This window comes from Thalassobacillus hwangdonensis (assembly GCF_042675915.1).
Lineage (GTDB): Bacteria > Bacillota > Bacilli > Bacillales > Halobacillaceae > Thalassobacillus_A > Thalassobacillus_A hwangdonensis.
The window spans coordinates 207,589-220,747 of sequence record NZ_JBHTKL010000006.1 but is presented as its reverse complement, the minus strand read 5'-3'; the positions used below and the strand labels follow the sequence as shown (position 1 = coordinate 220,747).

Genomic DNA, 13,159 nt, shown 5'->3' with positions numbered 1-13,159 from the left:
GGATGAGAGAAGTTGTCATTGTAGAAGCAGTAAGAAGTCCGATTGGAAAACGTAATGGAGGATTGAGCAGGAAACGTCCGGATGACCTGCTGGCAGATGTCATGAAAGAATTAGTGAATCGAGCGAACGTGAATCCTTCTGAAGTTGAAGATGTAATTGCTGGTTGTGTTACACAAGCCAGCGAACAGTCCGGGGATATCGCAAGGGTTGCGGCACTGATTGCCGGCTTTCCAGTTGAAGTCCCTGGTGTGACGTTGGATCGCCAGTGCGGTTCCAGCCAGCAGTCTGTACATTTTGCTGCGCAGGCTATCGCGAGTGGAGATATGGACACGGTGATTGCGTGTGGTGTAGAAAATATGAGCCGGGTTCCGATGTTTTCAGCTATGAGAGGTGCGGCATATAGCGAGCGACTGACTGAAAAATATGAAATCATTAACCAGGGATTATCCGCCGAACGCATTGCAGATAAATGGAATCTCTCCAAAGAGGAACTCGATCAGTTTTCCGTGGAAAGCCATGAAAAAGCACTGGCTTCGATCGAGGCAGGCAAGTTTGAAAAAGAGATCGTTCCTATTGAAACCGTGGATGAAGATGGAAATGACGTTACGATTACAAAAGACGAAGGACCGAGACCGAATACCTCTTTGGAAACATTGGCAGGGTTGAAGCCGGCTTTTCAGGAAGAGGGGAAAATCACTGCCGGTAACGCCAGTCAAATCAGTGATGGTGCATCTGCTGTCTTACTGATGTCCAAAGAGAAAGCAGAAGCACTAGGATTGAAGCCAAAGTTCAGGATCGTAGCAAGGAGTGTAGTCGGCTCCGATCCAACTTTGATGCTGACTGGCCCACATCCTGCCTCAATGAAAGTTTTGGCTAAAGCAGGGCTCGGTGTCGAGGATATCGACCTCTTCGAAGTGAATGAAGCGTTTGCCCCTGTGCCGATGTTCTGGCTGAAAGAAACAGGTGCAGATCCGGCACGTTTGAATGTCAATGGTGGGGCGATTGCATTAGGTCACCCGCTTGGTGCGACAGGGACCAGGTTGATGACTACGCTCGTCCACGAACTGGAGCGAAGCGGTAAGCGTTATGGATTACAGGCCGTTTGTGAAGGCATGGGGATGGCGAATGCCACCATTATAGAGAGGCTGGAGGTGTAGCAGATGGAACTGGCAAATTTGACAGCGATCGTTACTGGTGGAGCTTCCGGCTTAGGAGAGGCTACTGTCCGAAAAATCATCGCTGCAGGTGGAAGAGCAGTAATCGCAGATAGAAATGAGGATGGAGCCGCTGATCTTGCACAGGAGCTGGGGAACCGTTGCATTTTTCATTCCACCGATGTGACATCGACGAGTGATATTGAAGAGCTTCTTGAATTGACCCTTGATCAATTCGGTGCTGTCCATGTGTTGGTCAACTGTGCTGGAATCGGAGTCGCAGAGAAAGTACTTGGAAAAGAAGGACCGCATGACCTTGGCAAGTTTTCCAAAGTGATTGAAGTCAACCTGATCGGAACCTTCAACATGATCCGGATGGTCGGGGAGCGGATGAAAGAAAACGAAGCGAATGGCGATGGAGAGCGCGGTGTCATCATCAATACTGCTTCCGTTGCTGCCTTCGAAGGCCAGATCGGCCAGGCCGCATATAGTGCTTCAAAAGGTGGGGTGGCAAGCATGACGCTGCCGATCGCCAGAGAATACGCCCGCTATGGTATCCGTGTGATGACGATTGCGCCGGGACTGTTCGATACACCGATGTTCGCTTCTTTGCCGGAAGCAGCCAGAGAAGCCTTAGGCAAAATGACCCCATTCCCGAGCAGATTGGGACAACCGGCTGAATATGGGAAATTAGTAGAAAGCATCGTCGGAAATCCGATGCTGAATGGGGAGGTGATCCGCCTGGACGGAGCGATCCGGATGCAACCGAAATAAGCACGATACCACCTGGGGCTACACTGTCAGAAGATGTTATCAATTATAGGAGGGGAACCATTAATGGGACCAACGATACGTAGCATGTTCGAACAGACAGTCGCAAAGTATCCAGACAAAGAAGGCTTAGTCGATCTGAGGTTAGGAAAAAGGTGGACGTTCAGAGAATGGGATGAAGAGGTGAACCGGCTAGCCAACGCTTTTCGTGCATCAGGTGTGGAAAAAGGGGACAGAGTCTCTACCGTACTTTTCAATACTGCAGAATTTGCGCATGTGCTGTTTGCCTGTTTGAAAATTGGAGCTATCTTCAATCCAATCAATTTCCGTTTAACTGAAAAGGAGATCACCTTCATTTTGGAGGATGCTGATCCGAAAATCGTCGTTTTTGAAAATGCGACCGCAAGGCAAGTGGCTGGAACAGCAAAAGCTTTGCAGGGGATCCAGTACTGGTCGATCGATCAGCATGAATTGTCCTTTGCGGTGAACTTCTACCAGCAGATGGAAGGGATGGAAGCTACGCGTCCCGACTGTGAGCTTTCAGAGGATGATACGTATGCAATCATGTACACCTCAGGAACCACAGGCTTGCCTAAAGGCGTGCTTCACAGCCATCGGGATATGATCGACCAGGCGGTGATTATGGCTGGCGTCGTCCAGGTGACAGAAAGAGAACGCGGTTTGGTGACCGCCCCAATTTTCCATTGTGCAGAACTGCATTGTGCATTTTTCCCACGGGTGATGATGGGAGCGACCAACGTCATCATGCATCATTTTGATCCGAAAGCGGTACTTACTTATATTAAAGAAGAAAAAATCAGCTCGTTTTTTGCTGCACCGACAATGTGGAACATGATGCTGCAGGAAGATCTGACAAATGCTGATTTTTCCGACTTGGAAATAGGATTCTATGGTGGTGCTCCGATGGCACCTGCGCTCGTGAAGCAGCTTCATGACAAGATGGGCATCAAGCTGCTTCAGGCATACGGCATGACAGAAATGGGACCTGCCATTACTGCGCTGATGGAAGACGAGCAGCTCGTGAAAGCAGGATCGGCTGGACGAGCCATTCTCAATCATGAAGTGCGCGTGGTGAGGACGAGAGAGGATGGACCTTCTGAGCCAGAGGACATTTGCGGGCCGAATGAATTGGGTGAAATCATCGTCCGTGGTCCAAGCATGATGCAAGGGTACTACAAACGCCCGGAAGCTACAGAAGAAGCAATGTACAAAGGGTGGTACCACTCAGGTGATATCGGTGCATTTGATGAAGACGGCTATCTGTGGGTAAGTGACCGCGTCAAAGATATGATCGTATCAGGTGGAGAAAATATCTATTCCCGCGAAGTAGAAGATGCACTGTTCGATCATGAACTCGTCATGGATGCAGCAGTGATTGGAGAACCGGATGAAATGTGGGGCGAAACTGTAGTGGCCTATGTCGTTAAAAAGGATGAGGCGCTGACGGCGGAGGAATTGGATGAGTTCTGTACGTCGAATAACCGGTTGGCGAGGTATAAGCGTCCGCGTAGGTATGAGTTTGTCAGCGAACTGCCGAGGAATGCGAGCGGGAAGTTGCAGAAGTTCAAGTTGAGGGAGCAAGTGAAGGAAATGTAATAGGAAAAGCCAGTGGGCGATGTGCTCACTGGCTTTTTTGCTTTTTACTCAGGTTGTGGAATGGCACAACGGTTAACAATAGTTGAATTGACTTCGAAAGTACCTTTGAATCGAACAAAGCGGTCTGTACAGCGCCCTGCATCATCATTGGCGTCAGAAGTGATTTCCCGGAAATTTTTGCAGTTGAACAATCTAGCATCTGGACGTGAAGTGTTTCTAATTAACATACATGCATTTGGACCATTCAGAATGTCATTTAAGCAATCACAAACTCTCTGCGCTTCTTCTATAGACTGTGCAACAAATACTGTGTTGTCAAAGCAAACCATGCTTGTGCAGCAGATTGCATAAGATCTGTCACCGTCAGTATTACATACACCTGGGGAATCGAAGCGCCATTCAGCCTGGTAAGGCATACAACCCTTGATTACCACTGCGTATAACGTGATGGTTGGTGATTCAGAATTAGTCATACATGGGATAGGAACCTCACACTCTTCTACTCTACATGAAAGGCAAGTAGGGTCATAAGTCAATCGTTCATCATCAGGGTTTGTGCTGAAGTCATTATTGAAGAAAGTAGGAACTTGTTCTACACAGCAATAGTCTACTGAAAAATCACATTCACATGAATTTACTGGAGTAGGAGGAATTTCAGCAGAACTAGAGCTGCTTGAACTACTTGAGCTACTGGAGGATTCCAAAACTTCTATTTCTTCCCAGTCTGAGTGTCTGCCATTATTGGTGTTCTTCATCAAAACAATCATCCTTTCTAATGATTTTAGTTTTCTGTACAAGATATTCATGGAAAGGATTTAAGGTATAAGCTTAAGCCTACGGATAGTGAAGATAGGCAAAAAATGGTTTATTGCTGATGTAGGATAAGTGTCTTTTCTCTTTCGTGTGCCTTTCATATACATATTAATAAAGGTGATAAGGAGTGAATAGCTTGGGCCCAGACAAAGATAATGGGAATGTGGCCAAACGAAGGTATCCAAAGCGGAAGGGATGCGGCTGTAATCAGAGTAAGAAAGTTAACGTTAACGTGAAGCGAGAGGATGTCATAGAAGAGTTGTCTAGCCACGAGGAGTCGTCGGATAAACTGTTAGAGCGAATCAAGAAGTTCTTCTTGTGAAAATTTTATGGGCGAAATTTTGGATTTATGGGCGAAAAACTGGATTCATGAGCGAGTTTTGGAATTTATGGGCGAAAACCCGAATTTACGGGCGATATTTCACATTTATGAACGAAACCGCAAATCCTCTCCACAAAAAGATGACTGCTTCAGGCAGTCATCCTACTTACCATTCAATTGTAGCTCCGCCAACCCGTTTCACCCCACGGATTCCGGACACGTCTTCCACAAGCTGAATCAAGGCGCGGTCTTTTTGTTTAGCTTCAATCATTACATCGATCTCCGCATCCATCTCTTTCAATTTTTTCAAAAACGGCTTTAAGAATTCAAGATCTACATAATCCGCATGGCTGCGGTAGGCATTCTCTGATTTAGGCGAGGAAACGTGGACCTTAGGAGGGTAACCCGTCCGCTTCCAAGTGGCGAAAATTCTCGGCAACAGTTCATCGAGATCCTCTTCCTCATCATGATTCGCCATGTAATGGTGATAATCGAACATCAATGGAATGTCTTCGTTCTCACAGATAGCCAGCGTTTCGGTGGTCGTATAGGTTTTATCATCATTTTCCAACGTCATTTGCCGTTTCACTGGTGAGGGAAGTTGTTTTATATTTTCATAAAAACGTGCAGTCGCTGCATCTTTGTCTCCATAAGCGCCACCAACATGGATATTAATATGCCCCTGTTGGTCAAGCCCCATCGCTTCAAGCAAACAGAAGTGATATTCCATATCATGTACAGCATTTTCAGTAACGTGAGGCTTGTCACTCGTAAACAATGTGAACTGATTTGGATGAAAACTGACCCTCAACTTATGCTTCTTCACAAGTGCCCCAATTTCTTTATACAGATCTTTGAAAGGATTAAGATAATCCCAATCGACTTCCTTATGAGTTGCAAGTGGAACAATCGATGAAGACATCCGATACAGGTGAATTTCATGGGCAATGTTATAGTAAATCGCTCTGATTGTATTGTTCAAATTCGCTCTTGTCGTATCTTGCAGCTTTTCCATTCTTTTTTCTTTATCTAATTCACTCCAGCGCTTGAATGTCATTGTTTTGGAGGGGGTGGAATCCCACAGGTTCAATGCGTTTGCTACGTAGCCGAATCGAATGATCATACAATTACTCCTTTATGAAAAGTCCTAACGGTACTTTCCCCTTTTTCAGGAGATTTAAAGGTAATGATGTGCTGTAAGGTATATAATGGAAAAAAAGGAGGGGTTCCATGAAGAGGCATGAAGCGTTGTATCCATTGTCTCATCACCACCATCATGCACTGGTCAATGCAGTCGAATTGAAAAAAGCAGGTACGGAAAAGTCGAAAAAATCGTTACAGCAGCTGCGGAGGGACGTCATCGATTTTTGGGAAAAAGATGGACGTGATCACTTCAGAGATGAGGAAGAAGTGCTGCTGCCACTTTACGCCCGCTATGCATCAGTCGATCAGAAGCCTATAGCTGAAATGCTGATCCAGCACATTCAAATTCGTGGAAGAATCCAGGCAATCAGAGATCAGGAGAAAGTCAATGCAGACCAGTTCAGGGAGCTAGGGGAGCTACTCGAAACGCATGTAAGATTGGAGGAGCGGACGATTTTCCCGATGATCGAGGAAGTTGTACCAGAAAAATATCTCCATCAGGCGAATGGTAAATTCCATAGGGATTCCGTGAGTGGAAAATAAAAAAGATGCCATCCTGCTGAGGGTGGCATCTTCTATGATTAGAAATTCAATGCATTAGATAAGGACGATGTAATCTGCACATCACTGAAAGTAATACCGAGCTTGGCTGACGTGTTAGCAATTTCAGGACGCATACCGGAGATGTGTGGAGTGATTCCAAGCAACTTCAAAGCCTGGAGCAAATTTGAAATCTGATGGGCCACCATTGTATCAATCGAAGCAACGCCAGAAAGATCGATGTAAAGATCCGTCACTTTTTTTTCTGCGCATTGCTGCAGTGTTTGTTCAAGGATGACACCTGCACGTTCGCTATCGATTTCTCCAATTACAGGAAGTAAGGCTTTCTTGTCATCCAATGCGATGACTGGTGCACTTAGTTCTCTGATGATTGCCTCTTTTGCTTTCAATAATTCCTTGGAATTCTCATTGGCTGCTTGAACGTAATCAATCACAACCTGATCGAACATGCGAATGACAAGGTTGGTCCATTGATCCAGCTGGTCTTGAGAGACTTCATGCTCTTTGGCGAATTGCTTGACATATCCTAAGTATTGGAAACGTACACGTTTGAATTCGCGGATAACGTAATGGCTTGGGGTACGTAAATGCTCTTCATCGCTGGCGATCCACTGCAGCCATTTATCGAATTTCTGAAACCAGATTTCTTCGTCCTCTACAAAGATATTTGCAAAATATTGATGGAATTGGTTATTTTGTTCTTTCAATTGCTCAGTTAAAGTCGGATTTGTATTTGCATAGACAGATATTGGATCATGTTCCTCTAACGTCTCATACCAAGAATTCGTCATTTCATCGGCATGTCCCAGCAAATAATCCCTTAAGGCCTCATTCATATTCAATGATATTCCCTCCACAACCCATAGTAATGCTTAACAATAAGGTTTACCCTCCACAAAAGGTGTTAAAACTTATTTTGTCGTTTTTTTTACAAGCTGATAAGCAAAACAACGGAAACGATTGGAATGGCGCTGATTAATCCGACCGTGACGATCATTAAGCTTTTAAATTGAGGCTGGTATTTGGTATCGATGGAACCCAACGTATCCCTTCCAGACATCAATGTTTTCAAGACGATAGCAATATAGACAATAATGATGATTGCTATAGGTATGGTCGGGTTGAATTCCGCATTTTCCAATTGAGTCATGGCGAATACAATCAATAGAATTGGTATAACTTCCACGATTGCTGTGGCGATGAAGAGCTTTGTCTGAACCTTTTGTAAGAAGGCTGCGTCAATCTCTCTGTTCGGAAAATAACTGATTGCTTTCTGATAGGATGCAAAAATACCGATAACTGCGATCAGGCTGGCGATAACGAGTAAATATTCCATAATTCCTCTCCTTTTTCAATTTATGTACCATACTTATAGTATAACGGATTGCTAGCTTATGGAAGGGGCATTATGATAGGATAACGGAAGCGATAGAGAGGACGTGTAACGATGAAGAAAAACATCAAACTGATTGCATTGGATATGGATGGAACGCTTGTCAATGACGATGGCGGAGTGTCCGATGAAAATGCCGCGACCATTAAAAAGGCGAAAGAAAAAGGAATACATGTCGTATTGAGTACAGGACGTCCACTGGATCATTGCCGTGAGATTGATGATCTACTCGGAAGATCTTCCTATATCATTACCGTCAATGGCGGAGAAATCTATGATGAAAACTTTACGTTGGTCGACAGCAACCCTTTGGAAGCTAGCCACGTTCGACGCTTGTGGGAGATGACGAAAGAGCATGATGTTCACTTCTGGTCGACCACTAAACAAGGAAGGTTCAACTCCAGGGAGCCGTTTGAAAAAGAAGTGGAAGACTACGAATGGCTGAAATATGGGTTCGATATCGTAGATGATGCAGCTCGTGAAAGAGTGTTGGAAGAGCTTCATGCGAACCCTGAACTTGAAGTCACCAATTCCAGCCCGACCAACATTGAAGTGAATGCGATCGGAGTCAATAAAGCAGCCGCATTGGCGAAGGTGTGCAAGTGGCTCGACATCACGATGGATAATGTGATGGCCTGTGGAGATAGTTTGAATGACATCGCTATGATCCGCGAATCCGGCTTCGGCGTCGCGATGGGAAATGCTCAGGACGTAGTCAAAGATGCTGCTGATTGGGTAACTGCAACGAATGTCGAGCACGGCGTTGCGCGTGCAATCGAAAAAGTACTGGAAAGCTGAGTAGCCGAGGGGGCTACTCGGTTTTTTTGTGGTGGCGTTTATGACCGATAATCCCCACCTCTTGACAGAATCACTAAAAAAGCCCTGCATCTACAGGGCTTTTTCAACTTCCTTCATCTGCTCCAGGTGACGGAGCTCGTGCCAACCGATGAATTCTACCCATTGATCGAGGGTCATGTCACCGAACGCTGGATGAGGCATTGTATATTTCTCTAATGTCGCTTTATCTTTATTGTGAACTAAGAACAACGTGGCCTCCCGGGATTTAACTAAGGCGTCTTTCGCTTCAGACAACGTGGTAAACCTTCCGGCAGGTCGCAGCCGTTCTGGTGCTTCCACCTTATGCGAGCGGTCTGTCGTACGGTGGATCGGCTTCGATTTTGCAGTCGCCTGCTCACCAGTCTTCATCACGTGGTTAAGGCCCTTCACTACGGATTTTTCAATTAAGAAGAGGTGCTCCAGCGTTTCTAAAATGGACCATTCCTCTTCAGAAGGTCTTGTGGCAGCCTGCTCGTCGGTCAAGCCGTCGATGAATTGAAAAATCTGATCTCGTTTCTCCTCTAACTCATACATGCGATTCACCCTTCCTTTTCTCTGAGTCTATCATACAAGCTCCTGCCCTCACCAAACATAAGCTGCATCGCTTTATTTCGGTACCCGACTTCGATAAGATGAATGCACATCATGAAAATGAGGTGGACATTCTGTGAAAAACATACATAGTGACGTCTTGCAATTCCGAGGGACACATTATGATTTTGGAGTTATGCAAGGCGCACAACTGAAAGATTCTTTACTCGTAAAAAATAGAGAAAAGCAGTGGAAGATAAGAAAACCGAGGTTCAAAGTCGAAGCAACGGAAGTAGAACAGGCGATCAAGCGTTTCACGCCAGGGGTCTGGGACGAGCTTATTGGCATTCGCGACGCAATCGACTGGCCACTCGAACGCGTTCTGATGGAATTCGGCGGATACCGAGTCCCGTTGAAACCTTCCGGCTGCTCGATCATGACCGGGGAGAATTACTTCGTGCGGAATTATGATTATCAGCCAAAAACGTATGAAGGGCGTTATATCTTTTTCCAACCGACGGATCAGGGCTATGCGATCGCTGGTCCCACCCAGCGGATTACCGGTCGTATGGACGGAATGAATGAAAAGGGGCTCGTGATAGGCTACAATTTCATGCATCGCAAAAAACCGGGACCGGGATTCATCTGCTGTATGATCGGCAGGCTAATTCTTGAGAGCTGTGCGACGGTGGAAGAAGCGGTAGGCATGCTGAAGGAAATTCCGCATCGTCATTCGTTCAGCTATATCGTCTATGATACAAGCGGACAAACCTTCGTAGTGGAAGCTTCTCCTAGGGGAGTGAAGGTTCGCACGTCCAATGTCTGTACCAATCATTTCGAAATCATGCAGCATGAAAATCGCAACCATCTCGTCGATTCGCTTAAAAGGAAGAATGTACTTGATACAGAGGGACCCCAAATCTCGGAAGCTTATGATGCATTCCGGTTGATGAATGATCCAGATCGGGGCCTGTTCTCTGACCAATATAAAAACTGGGCTGGAACGATCCATACAACCGCCTACTTACCACACGAAATGAAGACATGGATTGCGCTAGGAAGCGACCAGCAGCCGCAGGAATTCGATTTTGGAAAATGGCTGAAAGGTGATCCTATTCAAACTGAACGTATCGAAGGTGAAGTAAATACGGACCTGCCTTTCCCACATATGGATGAAAATGCTAGGTAAATCGTTTTAGCACTCAGTCAATAAAACTGGGTGCTTTTTTGTATGCTTTCAATAGTTGATTCATCCATACACGGTGGGGTATGTTGGCGTATTATGAAGTATAGTCCTAGCTTGGACTAAATTGATAAAATGAAGGAGTGAGAAGTATGGCTTGTGGAAATTGTCCGGATTTGAATCCTGATATTTGTGTCAACGGCATCTACGGCATTACTTTTCTGAATGAAGAAATCGTCGATGGAACGACCCGAATAACGTATGAAGTATGTTCCTGTACAGCGATGGCACAGCCTGATATCAGCAATATTCAATTTGAAATCTGTCCCGTTGGTGATTTTCCTTCGCTTGATGCAGAAGCAACGCTTGAAGCGAACTCAGAAATCATTTTCGAAGTGGACAGGACTACTGTAGGTGATACAGAGTATATTAAGTTGGACTTTGTTGCAGATATTTTTGAAGAACAGGAATGCTATAATGTTGTGCTTGTCTACGATGGCGAATTCGAAGTCGGAGAAGGTATGATTGATTTACTCGTGAAGGCTGGAAGCGGTCCTGAACTGCCTGGAATCGTTCCTGGTCTGTCCGAATGTGAAACCGGAGAGTGCCCAACGGATTGTGACAATACAGAGGATTTCGAGTGTACAATTGAAGTTCCTTGTGATGACTTTGTCTTAGATGAGGAAACAGCACTTGCAGCTATTTGTACGGATACACTAGTGTGTACAGATTCCAGTTGTGTGTCCTTTATCGAAGTTTGTGGAGAAGTCTGTGAAATAATGGTTCCATTGAGAATCATCACTGGTAACTTGTCAATTTTGACTTCCGTTGAGTTCACAAGATGTGAAGGGGATCAAGAACAGCGTGTTGCACTTGGCTGTGATGTGACAATACCTGTAGAATTTATCTGCCCGACATGTCCAAATGGTGAACCACCATTGTGTCCAGAAGAATTGGACGTTTGTAGCTTGATTACAATTTCAGATGTAACTGCTACGCAAAATGATGATGGTACAGTAACCATTTCAGGAAGTGTGTCTGCGAATTGTAATGGAGTTTCGTCAAATTGTGGATAACACATCACCCACTCTTTTTTAAGAGTGGGTTTTTTACATAAAAAATGATACACCAAAATACAGCCCCGCTGCTACTCCGCCTGCAATCAACGCAGGCTTAAGTTTGAACTTCGCATAATTGATCGCATTGAGGTTCAAAATTCCGGCAGTCGTATTCGTATTATCACTAAGCGGAGAGGAGAAAGCGCCGAACGTCCCGCTGGCAAAGACTGCTCCGATGACGATGGGAAGGGAGCTGCCTGCTGCAACTGCGATGGAAACGCCGACTGGCATGAGGATGCCCCAAGTGCCCCAGGAGGATCCGATGAAGTAGGAGAGACTGCATCCGATCAGGAAGATGAGGACTGCGACGAAAGCACCAGGGATCCATTCGAACCATGAAGCGATCGTTTCGGAAAAATTCAATGCCTCCGATCCTGCGCTCAATCCCCACACCATCGCCAACAGCAGAATGACGCCCATCATATCGTTCCCGCCATCAATCAGGAATTCCATCATTTTTTTCAAAGGCTGGCCGCTGATCTTCAAATAGACGACGAACCAGATCAACGTAAGCACAACAGCCAGTACCATTGCATCCAACACGTTTGCATTGATAAGCGCCTGCAGTCCGGTTTCGTCCTTTTTCAACCCGAGCATGTACATGAGGAAAAATGTCAGCAGGATGACGCTGGCCAGTGGCAGGATCAGATTCCAAGGTTTGGCGGGCAAGTCCTTGGCTACACATGGGTGGCAGTCCTCCCATGAGTCATCCTGTTCTTCATCTTCTGGATTTTCCGCATCGGTGGCCTGTTTTTTCGATCGATGGAAAAAGCTTAGGTAAAAACCGATCAGGAGCATGGAAATGGCAAAAAAGTTGAACGGAATGCTGCGAATGTACAGCATGTATGCGTCTCCACTCGTCCCTGCCTGCTGGAGGGACAACTCGATGACGGAGGTCATGTAGCCGACAAACGCGGTGGCAACAGGAATCAAAACGACCAAAGGAGCAGCCGTTGTTTCGATGACGAACCCCAATTCCTGTTTCGTCATCGGTATTTTCTTAAGCATTGCTTTCATCACCGGGCCGATTGTCACAATCCGGAAGCTGGGAGCGGCGAACGTTCCAATTGAGGAAACCCATGTAAGCGTGAAAGCACCGCGTTTATCTGTGATTTTTTCAGTGGCAAGCTGGACGAATCCTTTGATGCCACCTGCCATCTTAATCAATCCTATCAAAGCAGAAAAACCGTACAGGAACAGGATGATTTTCAGGTTATTTTTATCCGTCAGCCCTTCAATGATGAAACTCAGTGTTGTCGTCATGCCGCCGAGCCAGTCCGGCTCAGTCAAATATCCTGCGACAATGACACCGAACAATAGGCTTGGGATGACTTGTTTCGTCCAAATGGCCGCAGCTACCACGACTAAGAACGGAATGATTGCAATCCAGCTCATTCTCGTACCCCTTTTCACATTTACTTCCTTATAGGTTGCGGGATACGAAGCTGAATTATTCCATTAAAAAATACCCGGCTGCTTTGAGTAGCAAAGTGCCGAGTATTTCATCCATAATGGTGACTGTCTGACATCATCTCACACCTGACCTCTTCCGTTTTTTGTTCGTCAACTTCTTTAATTTTCGTAAGTCTTCTCCCAATAAATCTACCGGAATGTTTTCCGTGAATCGTTCACGGTGGAATTTCTCCGCGAAGGTCTGGTCCTTTTCGAGAAAATTGGACTCATGCTCAAGCTGCTTGTCATCCGCCATCCGTCCAC

General features: G+C 45.7%; 15 protein-coding genes. 8 read left to right on the top strand and 7 right to left on the bottom strand.

The window, feature by feature from the left end; genetic code table 11:
- Positions 1 to 2: 2 nt before the first annotated feature.
- The 3 genes from ACFQ2J_RS16635 to ACFQ2J_RS16625 all read left to right on the top strand — a co-directional run bounded on the left by ACFQ2J_RS16635 (position 3) and on the right by ACFQ2J_RS16625 (position 3,542).
- The gene (locus ACFQ2J_RS16635; protein ID WP_386063175.1) at positions 3 to 1,157 is read left to right on the top strand and encodes a thiolase family protein; all 1,155 of its coding nucleotides are present in this window, start codon (positions 3 to 5) and stop codon (positions 1,155 to 1,157) included.
- Between the two features lie 3 nt (positions 1,158 to 1,160).
- Positions 1,161 to 1,928 (top strand): 3-hydroxyacyl-CoA dehydrogenase, encoded by a 768-nt coding sequence (locus ACFQ2J_RS16630; protein WP_386063172.1) that lies wholly within the window; start codon positions 1,161 to 1,163, stop codon positions 1,926 to 1,928.
- A 63-nt stretch (positions 1,929 to 1,991) separates the two neighbouring features.
- Positions 1,992 to 3,542, top strand: coding sequence for a fatty acid--CoA ligase (locus tag ACFQ2J_RS16625; protein WP_386063169.1), 1,551 nt, complete (start codon positions 1,992 to 1,994; stop codon positions 3,540 to 3,542).
- Positions 3,543 to 3,586: 44 nt separating this feature from the next.
- Here the strand turns inward: ACFQ2J_RS16625 and ACFQ2J_RS16620 are convergent, their stop codons facing one another.
- Complete coding sequence (locus ACFQ2J_RS16620; protein ID WP_386063166.1) at positions 3,587 to 4,297, bottom strand: hypothetical protein; 711 nt, start codon at positions 4,295 to 4,297, stop codon at positions 3,587 to 3,589.
- 194 nt (positions 4,298 to 4,491) lie between these two features.
- On the opposite strand from ACFQ2J_RS16620, the gene ACFQ2J_RS16615 reads away from it, so the two are divergent.
- Entirely contained in the window at positions 4,492 to 4,677 is a 186-nt protein-coding gene (locus ACFQ2J_RS16615; RefSeq protein ID WP_386063163.1) for a hypothetical protein, read from the top strand.
- Positions 4,678 to 4,843: 166 nt separating this feature from the next.
- Here ACFQ2J_RS16615 and uvsE read toward each other — a convergent pair whose 3' ends face one another.
- Positions 4,844 to 5,800, bottom strand: coding sequence for a UV DNA damage repair endonuclease UvsE (gene uvsE / locus ACFQ2J_RS16610; protein ID WP_386063160.1), 957 nt, complete (start codon positions 5,798 to 5,800; stop codon positions 4,844 to 4,846).
- Positions 5,801 to 5,907: 107 nt separating this feature from the next.
- On the opposite strand from uvsE, the gene ACFQ2J_RS16605 reads away from it, so the two are divergent.
- A complete protein-coding gene (locus tag ACFQ2J_RS16605) occupies positions 5,908 to 6,363 on the top strand; it encodes a hemerythrin domain-containing protein (RefSeq protein ID WP_386063157.1) in 456 nt (151 codons plus the stop codon).
- 38 nt (positions 6,364 to 6,401) lie between these two features.
- Here the strand turns inward: ACFQ2J_RS16605 and ACFQ2J_RS16600 are convergent, their stop codons facing one another.
- Both ACFQ2J_RS16600 and ACFQ2J_RS16595 read right to left on the bottom strand, forming a co-directional pair.
- Positions 6,402 to 7,217: an STAS domain-containing protein gene (locus ACFQ2J_RS16600; protein ID WP_386064011.1), complete on the bottom strand. Its 816-nt coding sequence runs from the start codon at positions 7,215 to 7,217 to the stop codon at positions 6,402 to 6,404.
- Between the two features lie 92 nt (positions 7,218 to 7,309).
- The gene (locus ACFQ2J_RS16595; RefSeq protein WP_386063154.1) at positions 7,310 to 7,717 is read right to left on the bottom strand and encodes a hypothetical protein; all 408 of its coding nucleotides are present in this window, start codon (positions 7,715 to 7,717) and stop codon (positions 7,310 to 7,312) included.
- A 111-nt stretch (positions 7,718 to 7,828) separates the two neighbouring features.
- On the opposite strand from ACFQ2J_RS16595, the gene ACFQ2J_RS16590 reads away from it, so the two are divergent.
- Entirely contained in the window at positions 7,829 to 8,572 is a 744-nt protein-coding gene (locus tag ACFQ2J_RS16590) for a Cof-type HAD-IIB family hydrolase (protein ID WP_386063151.1), read from the top strand.
- Between the two features lie 90 nt (positions 8,573 to 8,662).
- Here the strand turns inward: ACFQ2J_RS16590 and ACFQ2J_RS16585 are convergent, their stop codons facing one another.
- Positions 8,663 to 9,145 (bottom strand): DinB family protein, encoded by a 483-nt coding sequence (locus ACFQ2J_RS16585; protein ID WP_386063149.1) that lies wholly within the window; start codon positions 9,143 to 9,145, stop codon positions 8,663 to 8,665.
- 133 nt (positions 9,146 to 9,278) lie between these two features.
- On the opposite strand from ACFQ2J_RS16585, the gene ACFQ2J_RS16580 reads away from it, so the two are divergent.
- The gene (locus ACFQ2J_RS16580) at positions 9,279 to 10,331 is read left to right on the top strand and encodes a C45 family autoproteolytic acyltransferase/hydolase (RefSeq protein ID WP_386063146.1); all 1,053 of its coding nucleotides are present in this window, start codon (positions 9,279 to 9,281) and stop codon (positions 10,329 to 10,331) included.
- A gap of 146 nt (positions 10,332 to 10,477) precedes the next feature.
- Positions 10,478 to 11,401, top strand: coding sequence for a hypothetical protein (locus ACFQ2J_RS16575; RefSeq protein WP_386063143.1), 924 nt, complete (start codon positions 10,478 to 10,480; stop codon positions 11,399 to 11,401).
- A gap of 33 nt (positions 11,402 to 11,434) precedes the next feature.
- On the opposite strand, the gene ACFQ2J_RS16570 is transcribed toward ACFQ2J_RS16575, so the two are convergent.
- The gene (locus tag ACFQ2J_RS16570; protein WP_386063140.1) at positions 11,435 to 12,838 is read right to left on the bottom strand and encodes a Na+/H+ antiporter NhaC family protein; all 1,404 of its coding nucleotides are present in this window, start codon (positions 12,836 to 12,838) and stop codon (positions 11,435 to 11,437) included.
- Between the two features lie 133 nt (positions 12,839 to 12,971).
- Positions 12,972 to 13,151, bottom strand: coding sequence for a hypothetical protein (locus tag ACFQ2J_RS16565; protein ID WP_386063137.1), 180 nt, complete (start codon positions 13,149 to 13,151; stop codon positions 12,972 to 12,974).
- Positions 13,152 to 13,159 lie beyond the last annotated feature (8 nt).

What these genes read in the sequence shown, in the direction of transcription:
- ACFQ2J_RS16635 (WP_386063175.1), top strand. Translation starts at nt 3, where the DNA reads ATGAGAGAAGTTGTCATTGTAGAAGCAGTAAGAAGTCCGATTGGAAAA.
- ACFQ2J_RS16630 (WP_386063172.1), top strand. Translation starts at nt 1,161, where the DNA reads ATGGAACTGGCAAATTTGACAGCGATCGTTACTGGTGGAGCTTCCGGC.
- ACFQ2J_RS16625 (WP_386063169.1), top strand. Translation starts at nt 1,992, where the DNA reads ATGGGACCAACGATACGTAGCATGTTCGAACAGACAGTCGCAAAGTAT.
- ACFQ2J_RS16620 (WP_386063166.1), bottom strand. Translation starts at nt 4,297, where the DNA reads ATGAAGAACACCAATAATGGCAGACACTCAGACTGGGAAGAAATAGAA.
- uvsE (WP_386063160.1), bottom strand. Translation starts at nt 5,800, where the DNA reads ATGATCATTCGATTCGGCTACGTAGCAAACGCATTGAACCTGTGGGAT.
- ACFQ2J_RS16605 (WP_386063157.1), top strand. Translation starts at nt 5,908, where the DNA reads ATGAAGAGGCATGAAGCGTTGTATCCATTGTCTCATCACCACCATCAT.
- ACFQ2J_RS16600 (WP_386064011.1), bottom strand. Translation starts at nt 7,217, where the DNA reads ATGAATGAGGCCTTAAGGGATTATTTGCTGGGACATGCCGATGAAATG.
- ACFQ2J_RS16595 (WP_386063154.1), bottom strand. Translation starts at nt 7,717, where the DNA reads ATGGAATATTTACTCGTTATCGCCAGCCTGATCGCAGTTATCGGTATT.
- ACFQ2J_RS16590 (WP_386063151.1), top strand. Translation starts at nt 7,829, where the DNA reads ATGAAGAAAAACATCAAACTGATTGCATTGGATATGGATGGAACGCTT.
- ACFQ2J_RS16585 (WP_386063149.1), bottom strand. Translation starts at nt 9,145, where the DNA reads ATGTATGAGTTAGAGGAGAAACGAGATCAGATTTTTCAATTCATCGAC.
- ACFQ2J_RS16575 (WP_386063143.1), top strand. Translation starts at nt 10,478, where the DNA reads ATGGCTTGTGGAAATTGTCCGGATTTGAATCCTGATATTTGTGTCAAC.
- ACFQ2J_RS16570 (WP_386063140.1), bottom strand. Translation starts at nt 12,838, where the DNA reads ATGAGCTGGATTGCAATCATTCCGTTCTTAGTCGTGGTAGCTGCGGCC.
- ACFQ2J_RS16565 (WP_386063137.1), bottom strand. Translation starts at nt 13,151, where the DNA reads ATGGCGGATGACAAGCAGCTTGAGCATGAGTCCAATTTTCTCGAAAAG.